The organism is Rhizobium sp. KNZ14-9A (genome assembly GCF_056755015.1).
In genome coordinates this window covers 3,505,589-3,530,087 of the sequence record NZ_JBPGXB010000002.1, presented here as the reverse complement: position 1 = coordinate 3,530,087, position 24,499 = coordinate 3,505,589, and the positions used below count along the sequence as shown (strand labels likewise).

The window sequence follows — 24,499 nt, the reverse complement described above, 5'->3', positions numbered from 1 at the left end:
GTAGCCTCAGCTCATGACTTCGTAGCAAACCTTCGCAGTACCTGTAGAGACCATGCCGATATTCTGGGCAGCAGCGCGTGACAGGTCGAGTACGCGACCGCGGATGAACGGGCCACGATCATTGATGCGAACGACGACGCTGCGGCCGTTGTTGCGGTTGGTGACCTTCACCTTGGTGCCGAACGCCAGAGAGCGATGGGCGGCAGTATAGATGGCCGGGTTCATGCGTTCCCCGGAAGCAGTTTTGGAGCGAAGTGCGTACCACGAAGCACCGCCACATCCGTTAGCAGCAAATCCTTCCGCCGGGAGGATGAAAGAGCAGGCTGCAATGGCTGCGGTAGTGATTAGAGAACGGCAGATTTTCTTCAAAACGGATTGTCCCTCAACTATTGAACTTGCGCCTTCACAGGCGGTGGGGCTTCAATCCGGGGAAAAGTGGCGAAAAAGCGCCGATCGCGATCACGGAACGTTACAGCTTGTAACATTTGTGATTCCGGTAACATTGCGGTAGCAGGACACCGCTTTGACGAGTTGCGGAAAAAACCTAATGAAATCAGCTAAAATCCGAACGATTTTTTCGGGAAAACGGTAAACATTTGATGGCCGCTGGAAGTCACAAAAATTTTTTGCTCACACCGCCATATTTGCTGCCACATTTGCGCAAATTTAGAGGCCGTTAACCATAATGCGGAGCGAAATTCGCGTCGCTAAAATAAGAAAGTAGGAAATTTCTACTCTTTTTGAATTATAGCCCTCTCACCCGAATGGGAGGGTATCGTCAGCCCCGCCACCCCTCATTTTGCCAGAGCTGGGCGAGCGACATCGGATAGTTCGGGAAGGCAAAACGGAAGCCCGTGGCCTTCAGTTTGGCATTGGAAACCCGCTTGTTCTCTCCATAAAAGGAGCGGGCCATGGGCGTCATCTCGGCCGTCTCGAAAGATTGCTCTGGCGGCGGTGCGACGCCCATCAGGCGGGCGGCTTCGACGATGACATCCTGCGGCGGGCCGGGCTGGTCGTCGGTGACATTATAGATGCCACCGAGCGCATGCTCTGACAAAAAGCGGGTGGAAGCGCCGATGTCCTCCACGCGGATGCGGTTGAAGACCTGGTCCTTCTTGATGATGCGGCGCGCCGTGCCGCGATCCAGATTAATGAAGGCGTTGCGTCCTGGTCCGTAAATGCCGGAAAGACGCAATATTGCGGCCGGTACGTCGCGGGCATGTCCGAGCGCAAGCCAGGCGTCCTCAGCGTCCAGACGTTCCTTGGAGCGGCCGGAGACCGGCACACAAGGGGTTTCCTCGGTCACCCAGGAGCCTTTGTGGTCGCCATAGACGCCGACCGTGGAGAGATAGCCGATCCATTGCAGCTTCGGCAGAAGCACCGTGCTGTCTTTGCCGAGCAATGCAAGCAGCGGATCGGCATCGCGCGGAGCTATCGACTGCACGAGATGCGTAACGCCGGCCATCGCCGCACGCAGATCGTCGCTCAGGGTTTCGCCGTCGAAGATGAAGGCTTCGATCCCGGATCTCTGCAGCTCTTCCGCTTTTTCCTCCGAACGGGTCGTCCCGGAGATGCGCATGCCGCTGTCACCAAAGGCTTTGGCGATCGCCGTACCGGAATAACCGCAGCCAAAGATCATCACATGCATCAGCTTACCCCCGCCAGTCGCCATTCGTTGAGGACTTCTTCGTCCGACTCATTTTCCCTTTGTGCGGCAAAGGCTTCGAATTCACCAGCCTCCATGAGCCGCGACAGTGCCCAAACTGCCATGCCGCGCACGACGGGAGAGGCATCGGCGGCGAGCGCACGACATTGCTCGATCAGGCTACGATCGCCGGAATTGCCGGCAGCGATCAGCACATTACGAATGAAGCGGTCACGCCCGATGCGCTTGACCGGAGAACCGCTGAAGAACGTACGGAAGGTTGGGTCGTCGAGGGTCAAAAGGAAGACGATCGAAGGTTCCTTCAGATCCTCACGCGCCTTCAGCTTCATTTCCGACGCTTCGTTTGCGAACTTGTTCCAGGGGCATGCGGCAAGACAATCGTCGCAGCCGTAGATGCGGTTGCCGATCAGCGGCCTGAACTCGGGATCGATCGGCCCCTTATGCTCGATCGTCAGATACGAAATGCAGCGGCGCGCATCGATCTGGTAGGGCGCAGGAAAGGCAGCGGTCGGGCAGGCATCGAGGCAGGCGCGGCAGGAGCCGCAATGATCGGCCTCCGAGGCATCTATATTGAGATCGGCAGTCGTGAAAATCGAGCCGAGGAAAAGCCAGGAGCCATGCTCGCGGCTGACGAGATTGGTGTGTTTGCCCTGCCAGCCGAGACCGGCCGCCGCGGCCAGCGGCTTTTCCATGACGGGTGCGGTATCGACGAAGACCTTCACGTCTGCGCCAGCCTTGGCTGCGAAGCGCGTGGCGATCTCTTTCAGTCGGCCCTTCATGACGTCATGATAGTCGCGGTTGCGGGCGTAGACGGAGATTGCCGCCCTATCCTTCCTGTCGAGAATGCCGCGAGGATCCTCGTCCGGCCCGTAGTTGAGGCCGAAGACGGCAACAGAGCGCACATCGCTCCAGAGCGTGCGTGGATCGCCGCGGCGCTCGCGCGTTTCCGCCATCCATTCCATTGTTCCATGCCGGCCGGCATCGATGAATTGGCCGAGTCGCTGCTTTGCGTCAGGGATCGAATCCGGACGGGTGACACGACAGAGATCGAAGCCGAGAGCGGCCGATTCCCTCTTCAGGAAGGCGGTCAAATTGTCGCGGCGCTTCCGCTCCTTAATATCTTCGGTTTTCGGTTCGGGCATCAAACGCCCTCGTCAGAAATCCAGGTCGGCGTAATGGGAAACCGGCGTCAGACCGCGCACGCGCTCGGTGAGCAGCGGACGGAAGGAGGGGCGCGATTTCAGCCGCTGGTACCAGTCCTTGGCGAGCGGCGATTCCGACCAGTCGATCTCGCCGAGATAATCGAGAATAGAGATCGAGGCTGCAGCGGCAAGATCGGCATAGCTCATCCGCTCGCCGGCGAGCCATTGGCGCGAGCCGGCGAGCCAGGTGAGATAACGCATGTGTTGGCGGATATTCGCGCGTGCCGTGCGTAACATCTTGGAATCCGGGGCGCCGCCGCCCTGGTCGGCCGTCATTTGCAGCTTGTAGACGCGCTCGCGCGCCAGCGGCTTGGTGACGTCGTTTTCCATCTTTTGCATGAACCATTCCGTCAGGCGACGGATTTCCGCGCGCTGGAACGGATCCTCGGCGAGCAGCCTGCGGTCGCGCTTCAGCACGCCATGCGTCTCGTCGAGATATTCCGAAATCACCGTCGCGCCGCAGAGTGCACGCATGCTGTCGTCCACATAGACGGGCAGCGTGCCAGCCGGGTTGAGCGCCAGGAAGTCGCGGCGTTTCTCCCAGGTCTGTTCTTCGATCAGCTCTGCCTGATAGCCATATTCCGCGAGAATGAGCCTGACGAAGCGAGACGCGGACGACATGGGATGATGATAAAGCGTGGGCATCGATACTCGGACTTTTGATTGTTGTGCATGGGTTCAGGGGCGCGCCGATTATACCGCCCTAGTCATGACTCATTAGTTGAAGCTATAGGAGCTTGGCCCCTTCAATACAAGCGAATCGGGTCACACCTGCCTGACAAGGGACAAAACATGGCTGCCTGAACGATCGCAACTCCCCGCTCGCCTTTTCTTGCCTCCCGCTCTGGCGAATGATGATTGTGCAGTGCAATATAGCCTGACCGCCATTCCAGTCCGACCGAACCCCAAACCGGAGACACTTTATGGACTACATAAACTCTATAATTCTGGGCATTATAGAAGGGATCACAGAGTTCCTGCCGATTTCGAGCACCGGCCATCTGATCATTGCGGAGCAGTGGCTCGGCGCCCGTAGCGACACCTTCAACATCGTCATTCAGGCAGGAGCGATCCTCGCCGTTACGATTATCTACTGGCGTCGTCTGCTCGATCTGCTGCTTGGCTGGCGCGATCCGCAAAACCGCGATTATGCCTTTAAGCTGATTGTCGCCTTTCTGATAACGGCGGTTCTCGGACTGTTGGTCAAGAAGCTCGGTTTCGAACTGCCTGAGAACGCAACGCCGGTTGCCTGGGCGCTGATCATCGGCGGTATCTGGATGATCTTTGCCGAATGGGCTGCCGCCCGCCGCCCGCCGAGCACTCACATCACCTGGCTCGTCGCCATTCTTGTGGGCATTGCCCAGGTCGTTGCCGGCGTCTTCCCCGGAACGTCCCGCTCGGGTGCCACGATCTTCGTCGCCATGCTGGCCGGCACGGCTAACCGCGCAGCGGCAACTGAATTCGCCTTCCTCGTCGGCATTCCGACCATGTACGCGGCAAGCGCCTTCTCGCTGCTGAAAACTTTCGAGGATGGCGGTGCGGCGAATGAGGATTGGACAGCGCTCGGCATTGCCTTCGTCGTTTCGACGATCGTCGCTTTCATCGCCGTCAAGTGGTTGCTGGCCTACATCAGGAGCAACCGTTTTACGGTCTTCGCAATCTATCGCATCATTTTGGGTATTGTGCTGCTCGGCATGGCGATGACCGGCATGATCGCCTGAGTCGCTAAACCAGCGAGCCATCGAATATTTGTCGCTCGCACCGGGATAAAATTAAAGCCGGTTCGAAAGGACCGGCTTTCTTTTAGTGGGTAATGGAGGCCGTCGAGCAGGGATCGACGCCGTAGGCTGGCGAGCAACCGCCCTTCACCGCTGCGACGGAGCCCGGCGCAATGAAGGAGCCTGCGAGGATTACCAGCGCCGCACACGCAAAAAGAAGCGCGATTGACTTACCCATCAGAAATAGCCTTTCACAGTGATTGCCGCACGCCTGCGAGGCGCCTTGAGTCTGTCTGGAGACGCGCGGGGGTGTTTAGTCAGTGGAATAGCAAATAGCAATAAATGTTCCTGCTAAATTTGGTGTTAACTTCACTAAATTTCCTATGCGTCTTTTATGCAACGTCACACAACATGAGATGCAGCGTAACACGCCAGGCTTGCGTCGGATTGGCGCCTCGCGAAAATGGAAAACGCCGCCCGCGAAAGCTCGCGAACGGCGTTTGAATTGTCTTCTATCGATTGATCAGGCAGCCTTGCCGGAGCCGGTATACTGGCCGTGGGGACGATACTGCACGAGGTAGGAGTCGAGCACCGAAGTCGCCATCGTCGGCGTGATGCCAAGGCCCTTCAGCGTGCGGCCCTCGGCTTCGGCTTCCTTGGAAACGACGTTGTCGTGCTTGAGAAGCTTGACCTGGTCCGGCGTGATCGGCGGCGCGATGAACGGCACGAGCGAGGCGATGCTGCCGATCAGCGATGCGATGCTGAAGGGCAGGGAAACGAGCCGATTCTTGCGTACCGTAACCTTGAGTATGGTTTCGAGACATTCGCGGAAGGTCAGGACCTCAGGACCGCCGAGCTCATAGATCTTGCCGCCTTCGACCTTGCCGTCGACGGCACGGGCAACGGCCTCGGCGACATCCTCGACATACACGGGCTGGAACTTCGTCTTGCCGCCGCCGACGAGCGGAAGGAGCGGGAACGTACGCGCCATATCGGCGAACTTGTTGAAGAAGCTGTCCTCCGGGCCGAAGACGACCGACGGACGGAAGATCACCGCGTCCGGCTTGATCGACAGGATGGCGGCTTCCGCGCGGCCTTTGGTACGGCCGTAGTTTGAGTTTGAACCGGCGTTGGCGCCAATGGCGGAAATGTGGGTCAACGTTGCGCCGGCATTGCGGGCGGCTTCCGCCACAGCACGACCGCCGAACTCCTGCACGGCGTCGAAGGTGTTGCGGCCGCTCTCGAAGAGAATACCAACGCAGTTGATGACATGGTCGGCGCCCTCGACAGCCCGGTCGATCGAGTTGCGGTAGCGCAGGTTGGCCTGGACCAAAGAGATCTGGCCGACATTGCCGAGCGGCTGCAGGAAGCCGGCAAGGTCAGGGCGGCGCACGGCAACGCGGATGCGATAGCCGCGCTTGGCGAGCACACGCACGACATGTCTGCCGATGAAGCCGGACCCTCCGAACACGGTAACGAGCGGCGGCAGGTTGGCAAGGGTCATGGCAGGCTCCTCGAAAGGCTTTGGAATGCTGTGATTGTTTTCGTCTTAGCCGAATACCGACGCGACGAAAAGGGCCATCGCGCCGCAGTTCTTACCCGTTCGAAACTGGCTCAGACACCTTCGACCACGACCATTTCCGCATCAGCCACCTCATGGCGGATTTTTGCGGCGGCCTGGTATTCCGGCGAATTATAGCAGTCGACGGCATGCTGCATCGAGGGAAATTCGATAACGACGTTGCGGGCGCGCGCCTTGCCTTCAAGCTCGGTGATCGCGCCGCCGCGGGCGAGGAAGTTCGCGCCGTACTTCTCGAAGGCAGGCTTTGCGGTTGCAACGTAATCCTTGTAGCGCTCGAGGTCGCGCACATCGACGCGAGCAATCCAGTATCCCTTGGGCATTTTTATCTCCCCTTCAGCGGATGTGTCAGCGGTTCGCCGGCCAGAGCGCGGCGACCATTTCATTGAGGATTGCGCGAGCCGCTTCCCGCGGCTCTGGCGCCTTGACGATCGGCCGGGCGACGACGAGATGGGTGGAACCGGCCCTCAGTGCATCCGAAGGCGTCATCACCCGCTTCTGATCGCCCTTCTCGGCGCCTGTCGGGCGGATGCCCGGGGTGACGATCGCCATGTCAGGTCCGACAATCTCGCGGACGCTGGCTGACTCCTCGGCAGAGCAGACGATACCGCCCATCCCGGCAATGCGCGCCTGTTCAGCACGCCGCGCGACCAATGTTTTCGGATCGTACTGATAGCCGGCCTCGACGAGGTCATCGGCGTCCATCGAGGTCAGCACCGTAACGCCAAGCAGACAGAGGCTGGAGCCCTTGGCCGCTTCGACGGCGGCCTTCATCGCTTTCGGATAGGCATGCAGCGTCAGCATCGACATGCCCATCTTGACGATGTTCTCGACGCCGGACGCGACCGTATTGTCGATGTCGAGCAGTTTCATGTCGAGGAAGATCTTCTTACCGCTGGCAGCGAGATCGCGGGCAAATTCCAGCCCGCCGGCAAAGACAAGCTGGTAGCCGATCTTGTAGAAGAGAATGTCGTCGCCGAGCGTGGAAACAATCTTTTCCGCTTCGCCAATCGTTGGAACATCAAGCCCGACGATCAACCGCTCGCGTGCGTCCATCTCAATCATCCCCGCCAGTCTTCAATGGGTGTCCAGTCGCATGATAAGCGCCGATCCGCAAGGCCGAAAGCATAGAGATTGCCACCACCGCCTGGCTGGTCGCGATCACGCGCAATCGGTGCGCCCATCAGATGGCACTTGAGCAGCGTTCCGACGCCACCATGCCCGACGAAGGCGATCGGCGCATTTGCCTCATGCGAGGATAGGACGGTCTCGACGGCGGAGACGATGCGGGCCTGCGCATCGGCGGCCCGCTCCCAGCCTCTGAAGCTCTCCAGCGGGTGGGCGAAGAACCAGTTGGCCGCCTCCTCGAATTTGTCGGGCGGCAGGAAACCAGTGGCGGAGCGGTCGTTCTCGTGCATGCCATGCACGATCTCGATTTTCACGCCTGAGGCCGCAGCAAGGATTTCCGCCGTCTCGATCGCCTTCGTCTCATCGCTGGAGACGATGCGGGTCAGCCGCTTCGCCCAGTCGCTCGAGGCAGCCTTGCGGGCGCGTTCGGCGCCGATCTCGGAAAGACCCCACTTGGGAACGGGAACCTGCGGGTCGATCTTGACCTGAGGGTGGGTGATATAAAGTCCAAACATTTATCCGCGCCGATAGATCCAGAGTTGAGCAGGAGGAATATTGCGCACGATGAAATCAAAATGATGAATGCTGTAGCGATCGGCATTGGCAACGATCGGCGAAACTGCGCCATAAGAGATCTGCACCATCGGCCGACCAGCCGGCATGCGGTCGAGCAGGCTTTCCAAGAGCGCAATACGCGCCTGCATGGGGAAGTTCAGGAGCGGTATACCCGAAATAACGGAATCGAATTCCTGATCCTTGAGTGAGCCGAGCGTTTTGTCGAGATCGAAGGCATCGCCGTTGATGAAGCTCACGCCGGGGTAAAGCCGCATAAGGTGTTCGTAGAAGTCCGTCGAATATTCGATAGCGACGAGCTTTTCCGGCTTCACGCCATGGGCAAGGATCGCCTTGGTGATGGCGCCGGTGCCGGGACCAAGTTCAAGCACGGGCAGGTCCGAATGCGGATTTGCGACGCTTGCCATCTTGCGGGCAGTGATCGAGGAAGTCGGAACGATGGAGCCGACGGTCTTCGGCCCCTGCATCATGCCCTTGAAGAAGCGGATCTCCTCGTCAAACTTCCTGCCGAGCCGTTCCTTGAGCCGTAATGCCATGCCGTCCTCCCATGCCTGCCGGTCAACTTTCCCTTAATTGCAGGAGGGTGAAGCAAAAACAAGAGGCGATGTCGCGATCAGGAAAGTTTCAACTGCAAAAGCGACGCGCGTTTAAACGCGCATCGGCATCAGCACGTAAAGCGCGTCATCGCCGGCGGTGTCACGCACAAGTGTCGGCGAACCCGCATCGGCCAGAAGGAAGATCGCCTCGTCGCCGGAAAGCTGCGCGGTGATGTCGAGCAGGTACTTGGCATTGAAGCCGATTTCCATTGGATCGGTGTCGTAGCCGACGGCAACTTCTTCCGTCGCGCTGCCGGAATCCGGATTGTTGACGGTGAGCAGAAGCTGACCATCGGAGAGCGCGAGCTTCACGGCGCGACCGCGCTCGGATGAAATGGTCGAAACGCGGTCGACGGCCTGGGCGAAGCTCGTGCAGTCGACACGCATTTCCTTGTCGTTATTGGTCGGGATGACGCGCTGATAGTCCGGGAAGGTGCCGTCGATCAGCTTCGAGGTCATGACGATGGAACTGAGGGTGACCCGGATCTTGGCATCGGAAACTTCGACGGTGACGATCGCGTCAGGCGTATCGACCAGCTTCTGCAATTCGCCAACCGTCTTGCGCGGAATGATGATGCCGGGCATGCCTTCCGAGCCGGAGGGGGCATCGACATCCGCGCGGGCCAGACGGTGGCCGTCGGTCGCAACGGCGCGCAGCTTCAGGTCGCCGCTGCTCTCGATCGTGTGGAAGAAGATGCCGTTCAGATAGTAGCGGGTTTCCTCGGTCGAAATCGCAAACTGCGTGCGGTCGATCAGCATCTTCAGATCGCTTGCCTTCAGCTTGAAGGAATGCGTGAAGGTGCCGGCGGTCAGATCCGGGAAGTCGGATTCCGGCAGGCACTGCAGCGAGAACTTCGAACGTCCGGACTGAACGGTCATCGAGCCGCCATCCTGGGAGGTGGCAAGCAGCACTTCCGCGCCATCGGGAAGCTTGCGGACGATGTCGTAAAGAAGATGGGCGGGAACGGTGGTGGCGCCGGCCTGCTCGACATTGGCAGGCGTCGCTTCGGTGATTTCCAGATCGAGGTCGGTCGCCTTCATGTCGAGGCTCTGCCCATCGGCCTTCAGCAGCACGTTGGACAGGATCGGGATCGTGTTGCGGCGTTCGACCACGCGGTGCACGTGGTTCAGCGACTTCAAAAGGTTTGACCGCTCAATAGTAATACGCATGGGATGCTACCGCTTTCGACCTTTATTGTCCGGGCGCCCGGAAGCGCCGCGTCACTGCTTTCCCCTTTTGGGAGAGGGGAGTGGACGGGCAAAATGGCAGAACTTTGCCGGCGATTGCAAGAGGCATGGCTGCCCGCAAGCCCGCAAATGCCGTTTTGCAGTGCAATGCTCACAGAAATTGCGGCCCTTGTCGAAGCCACACCGCTCGCCCATAAAGGGAAGAGGCCGGCGGAATGAAAGCGAATGACATGACGGAAGAGACGACAGCGGAAACTGGCGCCCGGCGCGGCTTTCGCCTGCACAATATCGCGGTGCCGGCGCGCCCGCTCGAACCGGCTCTCTATCTCGTCGCAACGCCGATCGGCAATCTCGGCGATATCACGCTGCGGGCGCTGGAAACGCTTGCCGGTGCGGATGTCCTCGCCTGCGAGGATACACGCGTTACCCGCGTCCTGCTCGATCGCTACGGCATTCAGAACCGCCCCTTTGCCTATCATGAACACAATGCCGATGAGGCCGGGCCGCGGCTCCTGCAGGCGCTCGAAGCCGGCAAGTCGGTGGCGCTGGTTTCCGATGCCGGCACGCCGCTCGTCTCCGATCCCGGCTATCGCCTGGCGCAGCAGGCGATCGAAGCAGGTTACCGCGTCATTCCCATTCCCGGCGCTTCCGCACCGCTTGCGGCCCTCGTCGGCTCAGGGCTGCCGAACGATGCTTTTCTATTTGCCGGTTTCCTGCCGACCAAGGACAAGGCCCGTCGCGACCGTCTCGCAGAATTCGCAAACGCACCGGCCACACTGATCTTCTTTGAATCGCCCCATCGCATCGGCGCAACGCTGGTGGCCGCTGCCGATATGCTCGGTGCTGAACGCGAGGCGTCGGTCTGCCGCGAACTGACCAAGACCTACGAGGAATTCCGCCGCGGCACGCTCTCCGAGCTCGCCACTTATTATGAAGAGCATGACAATGTGAAGGGTGAGATCGTTCTCGTCATCGGCCCGCCGAAGGACGAGCCGGCAACCGCGGCGGATGTCGACGCCATTCTCGCCGATCTCTCAAAATCGCTGCCAACCGCCGGGGCCGCGACCGAAGCTGCCCGCTTGACCGGCCTGCCGCGCAAGGTGCTCTATCAGAAGCTTCTCGACATGAAGGCGGCGAATGGCTGACGGCGAAGCCACGCTCCGCAGGAGAAAGGCGCTGCGTCGCGGCTCGGCGGCAGAATATATTGCCGCCATTTTCCTGATGCTGAAAGGCTATCGCATCCTCGCCATGCGCTACAAAACGAAGCTCGGCGAGATCGATATTATCGCTCGCAAGGGAGACCTGGCCGTCTTTGTCGAGGTCAAGGCGCGCGCTGACGAAATGGGCGCGGTGGATGCCGTGTCCTACGCCTCGCAAAAACGCATCCGGGCTGCGAGCGATCTCTGGCTCGCCCGCCAGCGGGACTATGCCCGGCTCTCACAGCGTTATGATATCGTTGCGATATTGCCGGGAAAACTGCCTCGTCATTTCCCCGATGCTTTCTAGGGGTTCGCTAAATTCCGCAGGCGGCTAAAAACTGACGAATAAGCTTTCGTTAAAATTTTAGCGTCTGCTTGAACGGGCTTTTACGATTCTTTTGTTATCCACGGCTCAGCTAGGGGTAGCAAACTGGGGGTAATTCATGGCCTTGAAGATGATGCTTGCAACCGCCGTCGCCATGGCTGCGCGGTCCGTGCCTTACGCCGCGTTGAAGACGGCCGGCAAATCGTTCGTCGCACAGGCAAGCGACCGCATGGTGCTGAAGTCGACGCCGATCAATCCGGACTGGGTCATCAGCGGCAATCCGCAGGCGCGCACGGCAGAACATTCCCGCGGCCATGACGAAGCATCGCTGACGGCGATCTGGGATTGCACATCAGGCGAATTCCGCTGGCGTTTCGGCTGGGACGAGACGGTCATGATCCTCGAAGGCGAGGTGCACGTCACCACCGAAGATGGTCTGGAACGCACGCTGCAAGTGGGCGACGTCGTTTTCTTTGCCGGCGGCACCTGGGCGAACTGGCGGGTCGACAATTATGTCCGCAAGGTCGCCTTCCTGCGCAAGCCTTTCCCGAAGCCGCTCGCCATTGCCTATCGCCTGCGCAACCTCTTGCGCAACGGGGGTGGCACCGGCATCGCGGCCTGAAAATTGCGCCGGCGGAGGCGCGCGAAGCCATTGATTGCCGTTGCGTTTGATGCCTGACCGACCTACATCTGGGCGGCATCAGCTCAAGGGACGGAAATGGCCAAGATCAAGAACGTAGCGGTCCAGATGGACCATGTCTCCGGCATCAATATCGCGGGCGATTCCACCTTCGCCATGAGCATTGAGGCTCAGGCGCGTGGCTACAAGCTCTTCCATTACACGCCCGATCGCCTGAGCTTCCGCGATGACAAGCTCTTTGCCGCCGTCGAGCCGATGGTGCTGCGCGAGGTCAAGGGCGATCACTATGAACTCGGCGCCCCTGAGCGCATCGACCTGTCGACCATGGACGTTGTCCTGCTGCGCCAGGACCCGCCTTTCGACATGTCCTACATCACCTCGACGCATCTGCTGGAGCGCATCCATCCGAAGACGCTCGTCGTCAATGATCCGGCCTGGGTGCGCAACTCACCGGAAAAGATCTTCGTCACCGAATTTTCCGACCTGATGCCGAAGACCCTGATCACCAAGGATCCGGGCGAGATCCGCCGCTTCCGCGACGAGATGGGCGATATCATCCTGAAGCCGCTCTACGGCAATGGCGGCGCCGGCGTTTTCCATTCCACCAAAGACGATCGCAACCTGTCCTCGCTGCTCGAAATGTTCGGCCAGCTCTTCCGCGAGCCTTTCATCGCTCAGCAGTACCTGCCTGACGTGCGCAAGGGCGACAAGCGCATCATCCTCGTCGACGGCGAATTTGCCGGCGCCATCAATCGCGTCCCGGCCGAGCATGACAGTCGCTCCAACATGCATGTCGGCGGCCGCGCCGAGCCGACCGAACTGACGGCGCGCGAAAAGGAAATCTGCGAACGCATCGGCCCGGCTCTGCGCGAACGCGGCTTCCTGCTCGTCGGTATCGATGTGATCGGCGATTATATGACAGAGATCAACGTAACCTCGCCGACAGGCATCCGGGAAGTGAAGAAGTTCGGTGGCGCCGATATCGCAAGCCTGTTGTGGGATGCGATCGAGCGCAAGCGCGGCTAAAGCAATACCAGCAAAAGTGCATAGTGGTTTGCGTTCGGAATTGCGGCAAAACTAAGCAGAGATTTTTTTGTAAAAACAAAGAGATAGAGAATTTTCGTGTTTCGAAGAAAAGCGGAAATGCTCCAAGTGTTCCGCCTTTGATCGCCTTCGTTCCGGCTTTGCAACCTGCTGCAATTTGATTGCAGCGGATAGCTGAATTCGTTCGCTTATCGTTCTTGTTTTATTCCAGATTCCATGCCAGATTGTGACCGCCTTCATAGGTTGGGGTTCAGGGTTACGGGGCAGGGGCATGGTCGCGCGCGTCAGCACGGTTGCATTTCAGGGCATTGAAGGTGTGCCGGTCGAGGTCCAGGTCATGGTCGCTCCCGGTAAAATGGGAATCCAGATCGTCGGGCTTCCTGACAAAGCGGTGGCGGAAAGTCGCGAGCGGGTGCAGGCAGCCTTGCACGCTTCCGGCCTAGCGCTGCCATCCAAGCGTGTGACGGTCAATCTTGCGCCCGCCGATCTTCCCAAAGAAGGATTCCATTTCGATCTCCCCATCGCACTTGGCCTGATGGCTGCGCTCGGCGCCATCCCGGCGGATGCTTTGTCCGACTATGTCGTCGTCGGCGAACTCAATCTCGACGGTACAATTGCCGCAATCGCTGGCGCTCTGCCGGCCGCAATCGGTGCCAACGCGAGTGGAAAAGGCCTGATCTGCCCGGCCGAGAGTGGCTCGGAAGCCGCATGGGCAGGGTCTGGGGTCGACATTCTGGCGCCGCGCAGCCTGATCGCACTCGCCAATCATTTCCGCGGCACGCAGATCCTTTCGCGCCCGGAACCGTCCATTCGCCCGAATGCCGCCAATCTGCCTGATCTCGCCGAGATCAAGGGACAGGAAAGCGCCAAGCGGGCGCTGGAGGTGGCTGCTGCCGGCGGCCATAACCTTCTGATGGTCGGGCCGCCCGGCTCTGGCAAGTCGATGCTGGCTTCGAGACTGCCCTCCATCCTGCCGCCGCTTTCGGCTGCGGAATTGCTGGAAGTCTCGATGATCCATTCTATCGCCGGCCAGTTGTCGGGCGGCAAGCTCTCCGACCGCCGGCCCTACCGCACGCCGCACCATTCGGCGACGATGGCCGCCCTCATCGGCGGTGGCCTGCGTGCCCGGCCGGGCGAAGCCTCGCTTGCCCATCATGGCGTGCTTTTCCTCGATGAATTCCCGGAATTCGCACCACAGGTACTTGATGCCCTGCGTCAGCCGCTCGAAAGCGGCGAATGCGTCATCGCGCGTGCCAATCACCGCGTCTCCTATCCGGCGCGGATCCAGCTCATTGCGGCCATGAACCCGTGCCGCTGCGGCATGGCGGGCGAGCCCGGCCACACCTGTGCCCGAGGACCGCGCTGCATGACGGATTATCAGGCCCGCATCTCCGGCCCGCTGATGGACCGCATCGATATCCGCATCGACGTGCCGGCCGTTTCCGCCGCCGATCTCATCCGGCCGACGGTAGCCGAAGCGAGTGCCGATGTTGCCCGGCGCGTTGCGCGTGCCCGTGACATCCAGCGTGAACGCTATGCTGCTGCAGGCGCTGTGGGTATTTCCACCAATGCCGGATGTTCGACCGCAATGATCGAGAAATTCGCAGAGCCGGATGCCGCAGGATTGCAGCTGTTGCGAGATGCCGCGGACAAGATGAAGTTTTCGGCGCGTGGCTACCACCGAGTCCTCAAGGTCGCCCGCACGCTTGCCGATCTCGACGGCAAGGAAATGGTCGGCCGCATTCATCTCGCGGAGGCGATTTCCTACCGTGTTGCCGGCGAGAGGCTTACCGCTGCGGCATGATAAAAGGGGCGCCGAAGCGCCCCAGGTACCGGGTGAGAGGAAGAACCCGGGAAGGTTCGATCAGCTTCCAAGGCCTTCAAACAATGCCGTCGAAAGATACCGTTCCGCGAAGGACGGAATGATGACGACGATGTTCTTGCCGGCGTTTTCCGGACGGCGGCCGACCTCGATAGCGGCCGTCAATGCTGCACCCGAGGAGATGCCGACCGGCACGCCTTCGAGCTTGGCGACCAGCCGCGCCTGCTGGAAGGCCTCGTCATTGCTCACGGTGACGACCTCGTCATAGATGCTCGTGTCGAGGATCTTTGGGGCGAAGCCGGCGCCGATGCCTTGGATCTTGTGCGGGCCGGGCGTGCCGCCTGACAGTACCGGCGAGTCCGCCGGCTCGACGGCCACAACCCGGATATCCGGCTTGCGGCTCTTCAGTACCTGGCCGACGCCGGTAATCGTGCCGCCGGTGCCGATGCCGGCAACGAAGATATCGACCGTGCCATCTGTATCGTTCCAGATTTCTTCAGCGGTCGTTTGGCGGTGGATCTCCGGGTTGGCCGGGTTTTCGAACTGCTGTGGGATGACGGCGTCGGGCAGCGAGGCGGCGAGTTCCTCCGCCTTGGCGATCGCCCCCTTCATGCCCTTCGGTCCTTCGGTCAGCACCAACTCGGCGCCGAGCAGCGCCAGCATCTTGCGGCGCTCGACGGACATGGTTTCCGGCATGGTAAGGATCAGCCGGTAACCCTTGGCGGCGGCGGCGAAAGCGAGCGCGATACCCGTATTGCCCGAGGTCGGCTCGATCAGCACGGTCTTGCCGGGCGAGATCTTGCCCTGCGTTTCCAGGCTATCGATCATAGCAACGCCGATACGGTCCTTCACCGAGGCGATTGGGTTAAAGAATTCCAGCTTGGCAAGGATGTTGGCCACCACGCCCTTTTCCTTGGCGAGTTTATTGAGGCGAACGAGCGGCGTGTCGCCGATTGTGTCCGTTATCGAGGAATAGATGCGGCCGCGGCCCGGTTTGTGCGACATGGTGCTCTCCCTTTGAAATCCATTCTGAAATCTGTGGAGAGAATAGGGTCAAAGTGGTGATGAGACCAGAGTGGCTTCACCCGCCGGCCGCTTGAGCCGGAGAAAAAATCCTTTGAGAACCGTCCGTTGCCGAATGTTTATTTCAGGCTGCACGCGTGGCGATGAAGGCTGCCGTGCCCGCCAGGATGCTTGCGGCGACGCGGTTCAGCGCCTGCAATGCACGCGGCTGCTTCAGCATCGTGCGGGCGCGCGACGCAAGCATCATGTAGGGGATGAGCACGATCATAAGCACCACGAAAGTGACGGCGAGCAGGATGAGATACTCGCGCATGCCGATGCTGCCGAGATCGATCAAGGTCGGCACCAGCGCCACGTAGAACAACATGGTCTTCGGATTGCCGAGTGTCACAAGCAGGCCGGACAGGAAGGACATGCCGGCACTGCTGGATTTCTTCGCGGCGATATCCTGCGGCAGCAGGCCGGCAGTCCAGAGCTTCCAGGCGATGTATCCGAGATAGAGAGCACCGGCGATCTTGATGACGAGGAAGATCTCAGTGAAGGTCTGCGCCACGAAGGCAAGACCGAGGATGACAGCGGTGAGATAGGTCATGTCGCCGAGCACGAGGCCGAGACCCATGAAGAAGGTCTCGCGGAAGTTCGAACCGAGTGCACGCGCCACGATTGCCGTGATCCCCGGGCCGGGAATTGCGGCGGCGATGAACAAGGCTCCAGCATAGGCGATCAGGACGGTAAGGCCCATCTTCGTATCCACTGACTTGCGCAGCCTCTCTATAGGCGCGCAAGGCAGGCCTCATCAATCGCCTGGCGCTGATCTGTCCATAACCATAAAGAATAGGTCGGCTGAACCATGATCTACTTGGAAAGCGATCCTGCCTTGCTATTTTCCCCTTGCAAGCGGCCGCAGACACGGCCCGCCGCGGCTTCCCGAGGCTGTCGGCGCAGAAGGTTTTCATCACCAAGGAGAGAATGCATGTCGACTACCTCAGCCGAAGCCCGCAGACGTTCACCGCTCAAGACCCCTTCCGACCTGCCGACCAACGCGATCACCGATATTTCGGCCGCGTTGACCGCGCTGCTCGCCGATGTGTTTGCGCTTTATGTGAAGACCAAGAACTTCCATTGGCACATGTCTGGCCCGCACTTCCGCGATTACCACCTGATGCTCGATGAGCAGGCGGAACAGATCTTCGATATGACGGACGAGGTTGCCGAGCGCGCCCGCAAGATCGGCGGCACGACGCTGCGCTCGATCGGCCAGATCGCCCGCCAGCAGCGCATTCCGGACAATGATGCTGACTACGTCACCCCCGAGGATATGCTCTCCGAGCTGCGCGAAGACAACCTTCACCTCGTTTCAATCCTGCGCCAAGTGCACGAAGTCTGCGACGAGCATAACGATGTCGCGACCGCAAGCCTGATCGAAAACTGGATCGACCAGAGCGAGCGCCGTACCTGGTTCCTGTTCGAAACGACGCGCCAAGCGAAGTAACAAGTAAGCCGAAGTAATGGCTCAGCGTCCGGCCGCCGGCAGGCGAATAAGTCTCGCCGGCGACCAGCCCAGATTCATGCCGGCGGCGGCGAGCAGAATAACTGCCGCCCCGGCAATCTGCATCGGCTGCAATGTGTGGCCGAAAGCGAAGCGGTCGACCAGGATCGCGGCGACCGGATAGATGAAAGACAAAGCGCCTGTCAGATGCGTCGGCAGCTTCTGGATCGCGCCATAAAGCAGCACATACATGAGACCGGTGTGGACGACGCCGACAGCGACCAGGATCATCCAGGAACTGGTATTGGCGGGAAGGTTCGAAAAATCGGTCATCGGTGCCAGCATGACGATGCCGGTGGAAACCTGGATCAGCGCGATCAGATGCGGCGGCGTGCCTTTCAGCCATTTGGCGGCAAGCGCGGCAAGTGCATAGAAGAAGGCGGCACCCAACGCCATCAGGATGCCGAGACCGTAGCTGCCGGAGACGGCGTCGGTATTTGGCTTCGCCTCGACGATAGCGGCCATGCCGGCAAAGGAAAGCCCGAGCCAGAAGAGCTTGGTGCCTGTGATCTTCTCCCCCAGAAAGAGTGCGCCGAGCGCAAGCAGCATGAAGGGCTGGGTGTTGTAAACCGTCGTGGCGATCGAGATCGAGGCGTGCGAATAGGAGGCGAACAGCAGCAGCCAGTTGGAGACGATCGCTATGCCGCCGAAGACAGCGATAGCGAGCGACCGCAGGCTGATGATGCCGGGCCTCAGGAGGCCGAGCGCAGTGCAAACCACAAGCAGGGTCAGTGCGCCGAAGAAGCAGCGCCAGAAGACCACGCCACTGACCGGCTGACCTGACATGACGACGAACCAGCCGATCGTTCCCGAGATCAGCATCGCTGCCGTCATCTCTGCTGTGCCTCTTCTGATGTCACTCTGCATCGCCATCTCCATTCGTTAGCGGGAAATTGTATTGCGGCATCGCAGCATTTTCTATAAGCTGAAAAAGGGAAAGGCTGGATAAACCTAATCTTGTTAGGAGTTTTTGCCATGTTGGCTAACGAGATGCAGGCAGTCGACGATATTGACCGCGCAATGATAGAGGCGTTGGCAGGAAATTCGCGTATTTCCCTAAAAGAGCTCGCCCAGGCTGTAGGACTTTCTTCGCCGAGCGCGGCAGAGCGTCTGCGTCGGCTCGAGGATCGCGGCGTCGTGACGCTCTTCACCATCGATCTTGATCCGGCGGCGATCGGTTATCCCTTGCAGGCGATCGTGCGGGTGCGCCCGCTGCCCGGCCAGCTCCACATCGTCGAGCGTATTATCCAGGACACGCCGGAATTCATCGAATGTGATAAGGTGACTGGAGACGATTGTTTCATCGCCCGCCTCGTCGTCCGCTCCATGGGAGAGCTTGACAACATTCTCGACAAGGTCGCCGAGCGCGCGGAAACCAATACCTCGATGATCAAATCCTCGCCGGTCAAGCGACGCCTGCCGCCCCTGATACGGAAAAAATAGCCTCAGAAATCCGCCATTGGCGACAGCATTGCGGGATGATCGAGGCTCATCTCCTCCAGTCCACGCAGCATGAGCCGTGTTCCGCCTCCGTAAGGCGTCGCCTCGCCGGACCAGCCGAGCCTGTCCGGCCGGAACAGCGTTTCGACTGACGTTGCCTGGATGCCGAGACCGGCAAGGATGGCGGCGAGGGACGGGATTTCACGCGCGACCACATCGAGGAGAACGACGTGGCCGGGTGCCGGCATCTTCCATGCGATGACGGCCTCGCTCTCTTCCAGATAGCTCAAGCGGACGTCGGAATCGAGCTGCGTGTTGATGAGGAACATCGCAGAGCTGCTGGCGACAGCAAGCGTCTCCGAAACTGGCTTGCGGTTCTTCAGCAGGCCCTGAAGCAGGGCGAGATCATCGGCATCGGGCGGCTGAACAGGCCGTGAGGTGGCGGCAGCTTCAGACATTGGTGCAGCGCCGACATACTTGTGAAGCGGAAGCGAGCGGAAGCCGTAGGGCTCATAAAGCGTCGGCTTGTCCGTGTAGAGGATGATGGCCTCGAAATCCCGCGCCTCACACCAGGCAAGCGCCTTGCCCGTCACATCGCGGTAAAGGCCGCGGCCGCGCCATGGCGGACGGACTGCGCCGGACTGAAAGGCGGCGGCATTGACGAGCCTGCCGTTGAGGACAAAAGGCATGGCGAAGGCGGAGAGATTGGCGGCGAGCAGGCCTTCATCCGTAAACCAGCCGAACGGCATACTGGCCGGGTCTGGGCCGCCAAGTTCGCGCAGCGGATCGATATCGATGCCGAACGTATCATCGAGAAGAGAAACGAGAGCGCTCCAGGCCGCCGGATCGCTGAAATAATCCTGTCGGAAGGTAAGCCCGTCTGAATCGGCGACGCTCATACCCCGGTCGAGCCGAAGCCACCGGCGCCGCGCGCGGTTTCGGTCGTTTCCGAGACTTCGGCGATGCGGATCTGGATGAATGGTGCAATCACCATCTGCGCGATGCGCATGCCGCGCGTGATGGTGAAATCCTCCTCGCCATGATTGATGAGAATGACCTTCACTTCGCCGCGATAGTCGCAGTCGACGGTGCCGGGCGCATTGAGGCAGGTGACGCCGTTCTTGGCTGCAAGGCCGGAGCGCGGGCGCACCTGGCCCTCGAAACCCTCAGGGATTTCAAAGACGAAGCCCGTTGGAACGAGCGCGCGTTTGCCAGGCGCCAGCACCAGCGGCTTGTCCTCGTCGATCGCCGCGCGCAGGTCCATGCCGGCTGCACCACGCGTTTCATAGGCGGGCAGATCCAGGCCCTGGCCGTTCGGCAGGCGGATCAAATTGAGGGTGGGGCGAGTATCTGTGTGAATGGTCATGCGGCATTACTTCGTGCCTCGTGCCGCAAGGTCAATTGCAATGGCGCGCTTTAATCGCTAGATACGCGGCAATTCCACAGGATTTACATTATGGCCGAAAGTCTCGCCGAGGCGGTCTCCCGCCGCCGCACATTCGCTATTATCGCGCACCCGGACGCGGGTAAGACGACGCTCACCGAAAAGCTGCTGCTGTTCGGCGGCGCCATTCAGCTCGCCGGTGAAGTGAAGGCGAAGAAGGACCGCATTCAGACCCGCTCGGACTGGATGAAGATCGAGCGCGAACGCGGCATCTCGGTCGTCACCTCGGTCATGACCTTCGAATATGAAGGCAATGTCTTCAACATTCTCGACACGCCCGGTCACGAAGACTTCGCCGACGATACCTACCGTACGCTCACGGCAGTCGATGCCGCCGTCATGGTCATCGACGCCGCCAAGGGTATCGAGCCGCGCACGCTGAAGCTTTTCGAAGTCTGCCGCATGCGCGACATTCCGATCATCACCTTCATCAACAAGATGGACCGCGAAAGCCGCGATCCCTTCGAGATCCTGGATGAGGTCGAGGAAAAGCTGGCGCTTGATACGGCCCCTGTCACCTGGCCGATCGGTCGCGCCAAGACCTTCTGCGGTTCCTATCACCTGAAGGAAAACACCGTTCGCGGCTCCGATACGGAAATCGCCGTCACCGCCGTCAATGGTCCGCAGAGTGTTGCCGATCGCCTGCCGGAAAACGAGCGGGATGCCTTCATCGAAGAAGTCGAGTTGGCAATCGAGGCCTGCCGTCCCTTCGATCGGGAATCTTTCCTCGAAGGTCATATGACGCCGGTTTTCTTCGGTTCGGCCCTGCGCAATTTCGGTGTGCGCGACCTCATCAACGCGCTCGGTGATTTTGCTCCGCCACCGCGTGACCAGGTGGCCGATATCCGCACCGTGCATGCCGCCGAAGACAGGATGACGGCCTTCGTCTTCAAGATTCAAGCGAACATGGACCCGAACCATCGCGACCGTATCGCCTTCGCCCGCATCTGCTCCGGCAAACTGGAGCGCGGCATGAAGGCGCGGCTAGCACGTACCGGCAAGCAGCTTGGCCTCACCGCGCCGCAGTTCTTCTTCGCCTCGCAGCGCCAGCTCGCCGATACGGCCTTTGCCGGTGATGTGGTAGGCATTCCGAACCATGGCACGCTGCGCATCGGCGATACGCTGACGGAAGGCGAAAGCCTGGTTTTCCAGGGCGTGCCGAATTTCTCGCCGGAAATCCTGCGCCGTGTGCGCCTGGAAGACGCCATGAAGGCCAAGAAGCTGAAGGAAGCCCTGCAGCAGATGGCTGAAGAAGGTGTCGTTCAGCTCTTCCAGCCGGAGGACGGTTCGCCTGCCATCGTCGGTGTCGTCGGCGCGCTGCAGCTTGACGTCCTGAAGGAGCGCCTGATGGCCGAATATGGCCTGCCGGTCTCCTTCGAAATGTCGCGCTTCTCCGTTTGCCGCTGGATTTCGTCCGACCAGGTTGCTGAACTCGACAAGTTCCTCACCGTCAAGCGCGGCGATATCGCCCGAGATCTCGATGGCGACCCTGTCTTCCTGGCGCAGGATGGTTTCTCGCTGCGCTACGAGGCGGAGCGCTATCCGGCGATCAAGATGGTGGCGATCAAGGAATATCACGCGGCCAAGGCCGCCTGATCACCCCGCCAGCCGTTCGGCAAGGAACTCGACGACCGCGCGCACGGAGGGTAATTGCCCTCGTCGGTGCGGCATCAGGATCGTCGTGGTGATACTGCCTGCTGTCCAGCCGGGAAGCAGACGCACGAGTTGGCCGTCCTTCAAAGCGTCGTTGCAGACCGATGTCGGCAGAATGGTGATGCCCATGCCGGCCGCAGCCGCTTTCAGCAGCACCATCGGCTCGTCTGCCGCCATGATGGGCCGAGGCGTTACCACAGTCTCAGCGCCGTTATCCGAGGTGAGACGCCACTGCTCCTCGGAGAGACTGGGCATGATTGCCCTGTGGCCGGCGATGTCCTCGGCCCGCTCGGGCTTCCCATATTGCGCTATGTAATCGGGCGAAGCGACGAGCAGGAACGGGTGAGCCGCGATCCGGCGCTGCACGAGCGTCGAATCCCCGAGTGGAAAGCGGTGGCTGCGCAGCGCAATGTCGAAGCCTTCCTGAACGATATCGACAAAGCGATCCGTTACATGCAGTGATACCTTCAGCTTTGGATAGCGTGCTGTCAGTTCGGCCATATGGTCGGCAAGCGTGAATTGTGCCGTCGGCACCGCTGCGGTCAGCCTGACGATACCGCTCGGTTCTCCCAGGCGGTTGCGCACGATACTCTCGGCCATTTCCGCTTCGATGATTGACGCCTGCGCATGGTCGAAGAAATCCCTGCCGATATCCGTCAGCGCAAAGCTGCGCGACGTGCGCTGGATCAGCCGCACGCCGAGCCTCTCCTCCAGTTCCGCCACGCGCTTGCTGATTGTCGATTTCGGAATGCCGAGATGGTGTCCTGCCGCCGTGAAGCTGCCGCTTTCCACCGCTTGCACGAAGAGATGGAGGTCGTTGAGGTTGAAGGCGGTCACATTCATCTTCCATACTTGTGGACTTTAAGATGCATTATCGCCATCTACTGCCTCATCGTCCACGAAATCATATTGGCCGGGTCAATAATTCCTATGGAAAGGACCCGATAATGTCCCTGATATTGTTTTACGGCGTGCCGGAAGGTTGTTCCTTTGGTTCGATCGTTGCGCTGGAATGGTCTGGCCTGCCGTACCGTCTCTGCCGCGTTCAGATGCCGGAAGTCGTCTCCTGTGACGAATACAGGCGCATCAACACCGTCGGCGAAACGCCGTCATTGCTGCTGCCCGATGGCCGGTTGATCAGCGAAAGCATGGCGATCCTGAATTACATAGGCGCGCAATCGATCGATAAAGGATTGGGCTTTGCGCAGGGCACCGCCGATTTCGATCGCCTGAACCAGATGCTCGCCTATTTGAACACCAGCTTCTTCAATGCTTTCAGCCCGCTTTGGTACGCTGTCGAGCATGAACTGGAACCGGCCGAAAAAGGCGTTCTCGTCGCCTACGGCACGGCCAAGGTGGAAAAGGCGCACCGCACGCTGGAGGGGCTGCTTGCCGGCCGGAAATGCCTGCTCGGCAACAGGCCCGGCATTGCGGATGCCTATTTCACTGGCATCGCCCGCTGGAACGACTTTCACAAGGTCGTCGATATCAGCCAGTTTCCTGCGCTGAATGACCTCTATCAGCGCATGCTGCAGGAGCCGGCCGTTCGCTTCGCGCATGCGATCGAGCATCAGGAAAAGGCGGAAAGCACCGGTCGCTTTCTGGGAGAAATCGATCTGGAAGAAGCGCTCGGCTTGCTGCGCCAGGCTGCCTGAACATCCCATGGTGCCGCCTTGTCCAGACAAGGCGGCATTTCACGCGGCAGCGATGATTTCGATTTCCACCAGCCAGTCTTTCTGAAGCGTTTGAACGACGATGGCGGTGGTCGGTACGATATGATCGCCGAGCGCGGCCAGCCGCGCATTTTGGTTTGCTTCGGCATAGTCAGCATCCCGTAAATAGCTGGTCAGCCGCACGATATTGCCGACGTCCATATCTGCATCCGCAAGAATTGCCCGCAGGTTCGACCAGATGAGATCGAGCTGGGCCGACAGATCTCTGCCCGGCGCACCCTCCGCGTGGAGGCCCATTGTGCCGCTCACGAACAGAAAGCGGGCGGGATTCCTGACCTCCATCGCATGGACATAATCTGACGTTGCCGCGTAGATGCCGCTGCTCGGACTGTGCTTCACCAGTTCCATTTGAAAGTCCCTCCCTCGAGTATCTGAAAGCTTGGCGCTATTATCACCGAATATTCTTCGGCGATAAGGCGAGTTTTCCGAATGATAAAAGAAATGAATGGCATTCGACGCCGCAGGCGAGAGCCCGAGCAACTGGACCTTTTCGACCGAAAAATATTAGGCGCGCTGGCAGAGGATGCCCTGCAGAGCTATGCGGCGCTTGGCAAAGCCGTCAATCTGTCGCCGCCCGCCGTGCATGAGCGCGTCAAGCGGCTGCGCCGGTCCGGCGTCATGAAAGGCGCGCACGCTGCGCTCGATGGCACGGCGCTTGGCAAGCCGCTGCTGGCCTTCGTGCATGTCGAGGCTGTGGGCTGGGGCAAAAGCGAAAGGCTGATGCAGCTTTGCCGCTTTCCCGAGGTAGAGGAGATGCATTCGGTTGCCGGCGACGCCAGTGTCATCTTCAAGGTGCGGACCGAAAGCCCGCGCGCACTGGAAGCCTTTCTCTCGCAAGTTCATGCCGTTCCCGGCGTGACGGCTACCAAAAGCTATGTTGCGCTTTCCACCTATCTGGAGCGGCCTGTCCAGGCGAACATGACGGCGGACTGGCCGGAGAACCCGTTGCCGGCCTGAAGTGCCGAAGCGCTGCATCC

Annotated in this window: 29 protein-coding genes; 11 read left to right on the top strand and 18 right to left on the bottom strand. The window is 60.1% G+C overall.

Annotated features, from left to right (window positions below):
• Positions 1–6: 6 nt before the first annotated feature.
• From ACR9ZQ_RS24320 to ACR9ZQ_RS24305, 4 genes are all read right to left on the bottom strand, one after another.
• Positions 7–369, bottom strand: coding sequence for a septal ring lytic transglycosylase RlpA family protein (locus tag ACR9ZQ_RS24320; protein ID WP_037070615.1), 363 nt, complete (start codon positions 367–369; stop codon positions 7–9).
• Positions 370–778: 409 nt separating this feature from the next.
• Complete coding sequence (locus ACR9ZQ_RS24315) at positions 779–1,648, bottom strand: SDR family oxidoreductase (RefSeq protein WP_310380070.1); 870 nt, start codon at positions 1,646–1,648, stop codon at positions 779–781.
• Positions 1,648–2,808 (bottom strand): tRNA epoxyqueuosine(34) reductase QueG, encoded by a 1,161-nt coding sequence (gene queG / locus ACR9ZQ_RS24310; protein WP_310379572.1) that lies wholly within the window; start codon positions 2,806–2,808, stop codon positions 1,648–1,650. Before queG ends, ACR9ZQ_RS24315 begins: the two co-directional genes overlap by 1 nt.
• A 12-nt stretch (positions 2,809–2,820) precedes the next feature.
• A complete protein-coding gene (locus tag ACR9ZQ_RS24305; RefSeq protein ID WP_192728435.1) occupies positions 2,821–3,513 on the bottom strand; it encodes a glutathione S-transferase family protein in 693 nt (230 codons plus the stop codon).
• 278 nt (positions 3,514–3,791) lie between these two features.
• Here ACR9ZQ_RS24305 and ACR9ZQ_RS24300 point away from each other — a divergent pair, with 278 nt between their 5' ends.
• A complete protein-coding gene (locus ACR9ZQ_RS24300; RefSeq protein WP_310379569.1) occupies positions 3,792–4,589 on the top strand; it encodes an undecaprenyl-diphosphate phosphatase in 798 nt (265 codons plus the stop codon).
• Positions 4,590–4,671: 82 nt separating this feature from the next.
• Here ACR9ZQ_RS24300 and ACR9ZQ_RS24295 read toward each other — a convergent pair whose 3' ends face one another.
• The 7 genes from ACR9ZQ_RS24295 to dnaN all read right to left on the bottom strand — a co-directional run bounded on the left by ACR9ZQ_RS24295 (position 4,672) and on the right by dnaN (position 9,632).
• Positions 4,672–4,824 (bottom strand): hypothetical protein, encoded by a 153-nt coding sequence (locus ACR9ZQ_RS24295; protein WP_165911864.1) that lies wholly within the window; start codon positions 4,822–4,824, stop codon positions 4,672–4,674.
• 285 nt (positions 4,825–5,109) lie between these two features.
• Complete coding sequence (locus tag ACR9ZQ_RS24290; RefSeq protein ID WP_310379564.1) at positions 5,110–6,090, bottom strand: complex I NDUFA9 subunit family protein; 981 nt, start codon at positions 6,088–6,090, stop codon at positions 5,110–5,112.
• A gap of 110 nt (positions 6,091–6,200) precedes the next feature.
• Positions 6,201–6,488 (bottom strand): DUF1330 domain-containing protein, encoded by a 288-nt coding sequence (locus ACR9ZQ_RS24285; protein WP_007813455.1) that lies wholly within the window; start codon positions 6,486–6,488, stop codon positions 6,201–6,203.
• Positions 6,489–6,513: 25 nt separating this feature from the next.
• The gene (pyrF, locus tag ACR9ZQ_RS24280) at positions 6,514–7,221 is read right to left on the bottom strand and encodes an orotidine-5'-phosphate decarboxylase (protein ID WP_310379562.1); all 708 of its coding nucleotides are present in this window, start codon (positions 7,219–7,221) and stop codon (positions 6,514–6,516) included.
• Between the two features lie 5 nt (positions 7,222–7,226).
• Entirely contained in the window at positions 7,227–7,808 is a 582-nt protein-coding gene (locus ACR9ZQ_RS24275; protein ID WP_310379560.1) for a histidine phosphatase family protein, read from the bottom strand.
• Positions 7,809–8,402 (bottom strand): phospholipid N-methyltransferase PmtA, encoded by a 594-nt coding sequence (pmtA, locus tag ACR9ZQ_RS24270; protein ID WP_310379558.1) that lies wholly within the window; start codon positions 8,400–8,402, stop codon positions 7,809–7,811. It abuts the gene before it with no gap.
• Positions 8,403–8,513: 111 nt separating this feature from the next.
• Positions 8,514–9,632: a DNA polymerase III subunit beta gene (dnaN, locus tag ACR9ZQ_RS24265; protein ID WP_113324395.1), complete on the bottom strand. Its 1,119-nt coding sequence runs from the start codon at positions 9,630–9,632 to the stop codon at positions 8,514–8,516.
• A 248-nt stretch (positions 9,633–9,880) separates the two neighbouring features.
• Between dnaN and rsmI the strand changes: the two genes are divergently transcribed.
• From rsmI to ACR9ZQ_RS24240, 5 genes are all read left to right on the top strand, one after another.
• Positions 9,881–10,795 (top strand): 16S rRNA (cytidine(1402)-2'-O)-methyltransferase, encoded by a 915-nt coding sequence (gene rsmI, locus ACR9ZQ_RS24260; RefSeq protein ID WP_113324412.1) that lies wholly within the window; start codon positions 9,881–9,883, stop codon positions 10,793–10,795.
• Entirely contained in the window at positions 10,788–11,156 is a 369-nt protein-coding gene (locus ACR9ZQ_RS24255; protein WP_113324396.1) for a YraN family protein, read from the top strand. Before rsmI ends, ACR9ZQ_RS24255 begins: the two co-directional genes overlap by 8 nt.
• Before the next feature lie 136 nt (positions 11,157–11,292).
• Positions 11,293–11,796, top strand: coding sequence for a cupin domain-containing protein (locus ACR9ZQ_RS24250; RefSeq protein ID WP_481428925.1), 504 nt, complete (start codon positions 11,293–11,295; stop codon positions 11,794–11,796).
• Positions 11,797–11,892: 96 nt separating this feature from the next.
• Positions 11,893–12,840: a glutathione synthase gene (gshB, locus tag ACR9ZQ_RS24245; protein ID WP_310379553.1), complete on the top strand. Its 948-nt coding sequence runs from the start codon at positions 11,893–11,895 to the stop codon at positions 12,838–12,840.
• A 289-nt stretch (positions 12,841–13,129) separates the two neighbouring features.
• Entirely contained in the window at positions 13,130–14,662 is a 1,533-nt protein-coding gene (locus ACR9ZQ_RS24240) for a YifB family Mg chelatase-like AAA ATPase (protein WP_481428924.1), read from the top strand.
• Between the two features lie 60 nt (positions 14,663–14,722).
• On the opposite strand, the gene cysK is transcribed toward ACR9ZQ_RS24240, so the two are convergent.
• Positions 14,723–15,685, bottom strand: coding sequence for a cysteine synthase A (gene cysK / locus ACR9ZQ_RS24235; RefSeq protein ID WP_310379551.1), 963 nt, complete (start codon positions 15,683–15,685; stop codon positions 14,723–14,725).
• Between the two features lie 142 nt (positions 15,686–15,827).
• Complete coding sequence (locus ACR9ZQ_RS24230) at positions 15,828–16,445, bottom strand: LysE family translocator (protein ID WP_310379549.1); 618 nt, start codon at positions 16,443–16,445, stop codon at positions 15,828–15,830.
• A 231-nt stretch (positions 16,446–16,676) separates the two neighbouring features.
• On the opposite strand from ACR9ZQ_RS24230, the gene ACR9ZQ_RS24225 reads away from it, so the two are divergent.
• Positions 16,677–17,195, top strand: coding sequence for a Dps family protein (locus ACR9ZQ_RS24225; RefSeq protein WP_310379547.1), 519 nt, complete (start codon positions 16,677–16,679; stop codon positions 17,193–17,195).
• Positions 17,196–17,216: 21 nt separating this feature from the next.
• On the opposite strand, the gene ACR9ZQ_RS24220 is transcribed toward ACR9ZQ_RS24225, so the two are convergent.
• Positions 17,217–18,131, bottom strand: coding sequence for a DMT family transporter (locus ACR9ZQ_RS24220; protein ID WP_310379545.1), 915 nt, complete (start codon positions 18,129–18,131; stop codon positions 17,217–17,219).
• A gap of 96 nt (positions 18,132–18,227) precedes the next feature.
• Here ACR9ZQ_RS24220 and ACR9ZQ_RS24215 point away from each other — a divergent pair, with 96 nt between their 5' ends.
• Positions 18,228–18,695 (top strand): Lrp/AsnC family transcriptional regulator, encoded by a 468-nt coding sequence (locus ACR9ZQ_RS24215; protein ID WP_007813484.1) that lies wholly within the window; start codon positions 18,228–18,230, stop codon positions 18,693–18,695.
• 2 nt (positions 18,696–18,697) lie between these two features.
• On the opposite strand, the gene ACR9ZQ_RS24210 is transcribed toward ACR9ZQ_RS24215, so the two are convergent.
• A complete protein-coding gene (locus tag ACR9ZQ_RS24210; RefSeq protein WP_310379543.1) occupies positions 18,698–19,591 on the bottom strand; it encodes a GNAT family N-acetyltransferase in 894 nt (297 codons plus the stop codon).
• On the bottom strand, positions 19,588–20,058 hold the full coding sequence (dut, locus tag ACR9ZQ_RS24205; RefSeq protein WP_310379541.1) for a dUTP diphosphatase: 471 nt from the start codon (positions 20,056–20,058) through the stop codon (positions 19,588–19,590). Before dut ends, ACR9ZQ_RS24210 begins: the two co-directional genes overlap by 4 nt.
• 90 nt (positions 20,059–20,148) lie before the next feature.
• On the opposite strand from dut, the gene ACR9ZQ_RS24200 reads away from it, so the two are divergent.
• Positions 20,149–21,732 (top strand): peptide chain release factor 3, encoded by a 1,584-nt coding sequence (locus ACR9ZQ_RS24200; RefSeq protein ID WP_310379539.1) that lies wholly within the window; start codon positions 20,149–20,151, stop codon positions 21,730–21,732.
• Here the strand turns inward: ACR9ZQ_RS24200 and ACR9ZQ_RS24195 are convergent, their stop codons facing one another.
• Positions 21,733–22,626: a LysR substrate-binding domain-containing protein gene (locus ACR9ZQ_RS24195; RefSeq protein ID WP_310379537.1), complete on the bottom strand. Its 894-nt coding sequence runs from the start codon at positions 22,624–22,626 to the stop codon at positions 21,733–21,735.
• A gap of 110 nt (positions 22,627–22,736) precedes the next feature.
• Here ACR9ZQ_RS24195 and ACR9ZQ_RS24190 point away from each other — a divergent pair, with 110 nt between their 5' ends.
• A complete protein-coding gene (locus ACR9ZQ_RS24190; protein ID WP_310379535.1) occupies positions 22,737–23,444 on the top strand; it encodes a glutathione S-transferase family protein in 708 nt (235 codons plus the stop codon).
• 39 nt (positions 23,445–23,483) lie between these two features.
• Here ACR9ZQ_RS24190 and ACR9ZQ_RS24185 read toward each other — a convergent pair whose 3' ends face one another.
• A complete protein-coding gene (locus ACR9ZQ_RS24185) occupies positions 23,484–23,870 on the bottom strand; it encodes a RidA family protein (protein ID WP_310379534.1) in 387 nt (128 codons plus the stop codon).
• Positions 23,871–23,963: 93 nt separating this feature from the next.
• Here ACR9ZQ_RS24185 and ACR9ZQ_RS24180 point away from each other — a divergent pair, with 93 nt between their 5' ends.
• The gene (locus tag ACR9ZQ_RS24180; RefSeq protein ID WP_405049681.1) at positions 23,964–24,479 is read left to right on the top strand and encodes an Lrp/AsnC family transcriptional regulator; all 516 of its coding nucleotides are present in this window, start codon (positions 23,964–23,966) and stop codon (positions 24,477–24,479) included.
• Positions 24,480–24,499 lie beyond the last annotated feature (20 nt).

Excerpts from the sequence above, each read along its gene's own strand:
- gshB (WP_310379553.1), top strand. The coding sequence starts at position 11,893 with ATGGCCAAGATCAAGAACGTAGCGGTCCAGATGGACCATGTCTCCGGC.
- ACR9ZQ_RS24290 (WP_310379564.1), bottom strand. The coding sequence starts at position 6,090 with ATGACCCTTGCCAACCTGCCGCCGCTCGTTACCGTGTTCGGAGGGTCC.
- ACR9ZQ_RS24210 (WP_310379543.1), bottom strand. The coding sequence starts at position 19,591 with ATGAGCGTCGCCGATTCAGACGGGCTTACCTTCCGACAGGATTATTTC.
- ACR9ZQ_RS24315 (WP_310380070.1), bottom strand. The coding sequence starts at position 1,648 with ATGCATGTGATGATCTTTGGCTGCGGTTATTCCGGTACGGCGATCGCC.
- ACR9ZQ_RS24240 (WP_481428924.1), top strand. The coding sequence starts at position 13,130 with ATGGTCGCGCGCGTCAGCACGGTTGCATTTCAGGGCATTGAAGGTGTG.
- cysK (WP_310379551.1), bottom strand. The coding sequence starts at position 15,685 with ATGTCGCACAAACCGGGCCGCGGCCGCATCTATTCCTCGATAACGGAC.
- ACR9ZQ_RS24215 (WP_007813484.1), top strand. The coding sequence starts at position 18,228 with ATGTTGGCTAACGAGATGCAGGCAGTCGACGATATTGACCGCGCAATG.
- ACR9ZQ_RS24185 (WP_310379534.1), bottom strand. The coding sequence starts at position 23,870 with ATGGAACTGGTGAAGCACAGTCCGAGCAGCGGCATCTACGCGGCAACG.
- ACR9ZQ_RS24220 (WP_310379545.1), bottom strand. The coding sequence starts at position 18,131 with ATGGAGATGGCGATGCAGAGTGACATCAGAAGAGGCACAGCAGAGATG.
- pmtA (WP_310379558.1), bottom strand. The coding sequence starts at position 8,402 with ATGGCATTACGGCTCAAGGAACGGCTCGGCAGGAAGTTTGACGAGGAG.
- pyrF (WP_310379562.1), bottom strand. The coding sequence starts at position 7,221 with ATGGACGCACGCGAGCGGTTGATCGTCGGGCTTGATGTTCCAACGATT.
- ACR9ZQ_RS24300 (WP_310379569.1), top strand. The coding sequence starts at position 3,792 with ATGGACTACATAAACTCTATAATTCTGGGCATTATAGAAGGGATCACA.
- ACR9ZQ_RS24255 (WP_113324396.1), top strand. The coding sequence starts at position 10,788 with ATGGCTGACGGCGAAGCCACGCTCCGCAGGAGAAAGGCGCTGCGTCGC.
- ACR9ZQ_RS24285 (WP_007813455.1), bottom strand. The coding sequence starts at position 6,488 with ATGCCCAAGGGATACTGGATTGCTCGCGTCGATGTGCGCGACCTCGAG.
- dut (WP_310379541.1), bottom strand. The coding sequence starts at position 20,058 with ATGACCATTCACACAGATACTCGCCCCACCCTCAATTTGATCCGCCTG.
- queG (WP_310379572.1), bottom strand. The coding sequence starts at position 2,808 with ATGCCCGAACCGAAAACCGAAGATATTAAGGAGCGGAAGCGCCGCGAC.
- ACR9ZQ_RS24250 (WP_481428925.1), top strand. The coding sequence starts at position 11,293 with ATGGCCTTGAAGATGATGCTTGCAACCGCCGTCGCCATGGCTGCGCGG.
- dnaN (WP_113324395.1), bottom strand. The coding sequence starts at position 9,632 with ATGCGTATTACTATTGAGCGGTCAAACCTTTTGAAGTCGCTGAACCAC.
- ACR9ZQ_RS24180 (WP_405049681.1), top strand. The coding sequence starts at position 23,964 with ATGAATGGCATTCGACGCCGCAGGCGAGAGCCCGAGCAACTGGACCTT.
- ACR9ZQ_RS24230 (WP_310379549.1), bottom strand. The coding sequence starts at position 16,445 with ATGGGCCTTACCGTCCTGATCGCCTATGCTGGAGCCTTGTTCATCGCC.
- ACR9ZQ_RS24190 (WP_310379535.1), top strand. The coding sequence starts at position 22,737 with ATGTCCCTGATATTGTTTTACGGCGTGCCGGAAGGTTGTTCCTTTGGT.
- ACR9ZQ_RS24275 (WP_310379560.1), bottom strand. The coding sequence starts at position 7,808 with ATGTTTGGACTTTATATCACCCACCCTCAGGTCAAGATCGACCCGCAG.
- ACR9ZQ_RS24225 (WP_310379547.1), top strand. The coding sequence starts at position 16,677 with ATGTCGACTACCTCAGCCGAAGCCCGCAGACGTTCACCGCTCAAGACC.
- ACR9ZQ_RS24305 (WP_192728435.1), bottom strand. The coding sequence starts at position 3,513 with ATGCCCACGCTTTATCATCATCCCATGTCGTCCGCGTCTCGCTTCGTC.
- rsmI (WP_113324412.1), top strand. The coding sequence starts at position 9,881 with ATGACGGAAGAGACGACAGCGGAAACTGGCGCCCGGCGCGGCTTTCGC.
- ACR9ZQ_RS24295 (WP_165911864.1), bottom strand. The coding sequence starts at position 4,824 with ATGGGTAAGTCAATCGCGCTTCTTTTTGCGTGTGCGGCGCTGGTAATC.
- ACR9ZQ_RS24200 (WP_310379539.1), top strand. The coding sequence starts at position 20,149 with ATGGCCGAAAGTCTCGCCGAGGCGGTCTCCCGCCGCCGCACATTCGCT.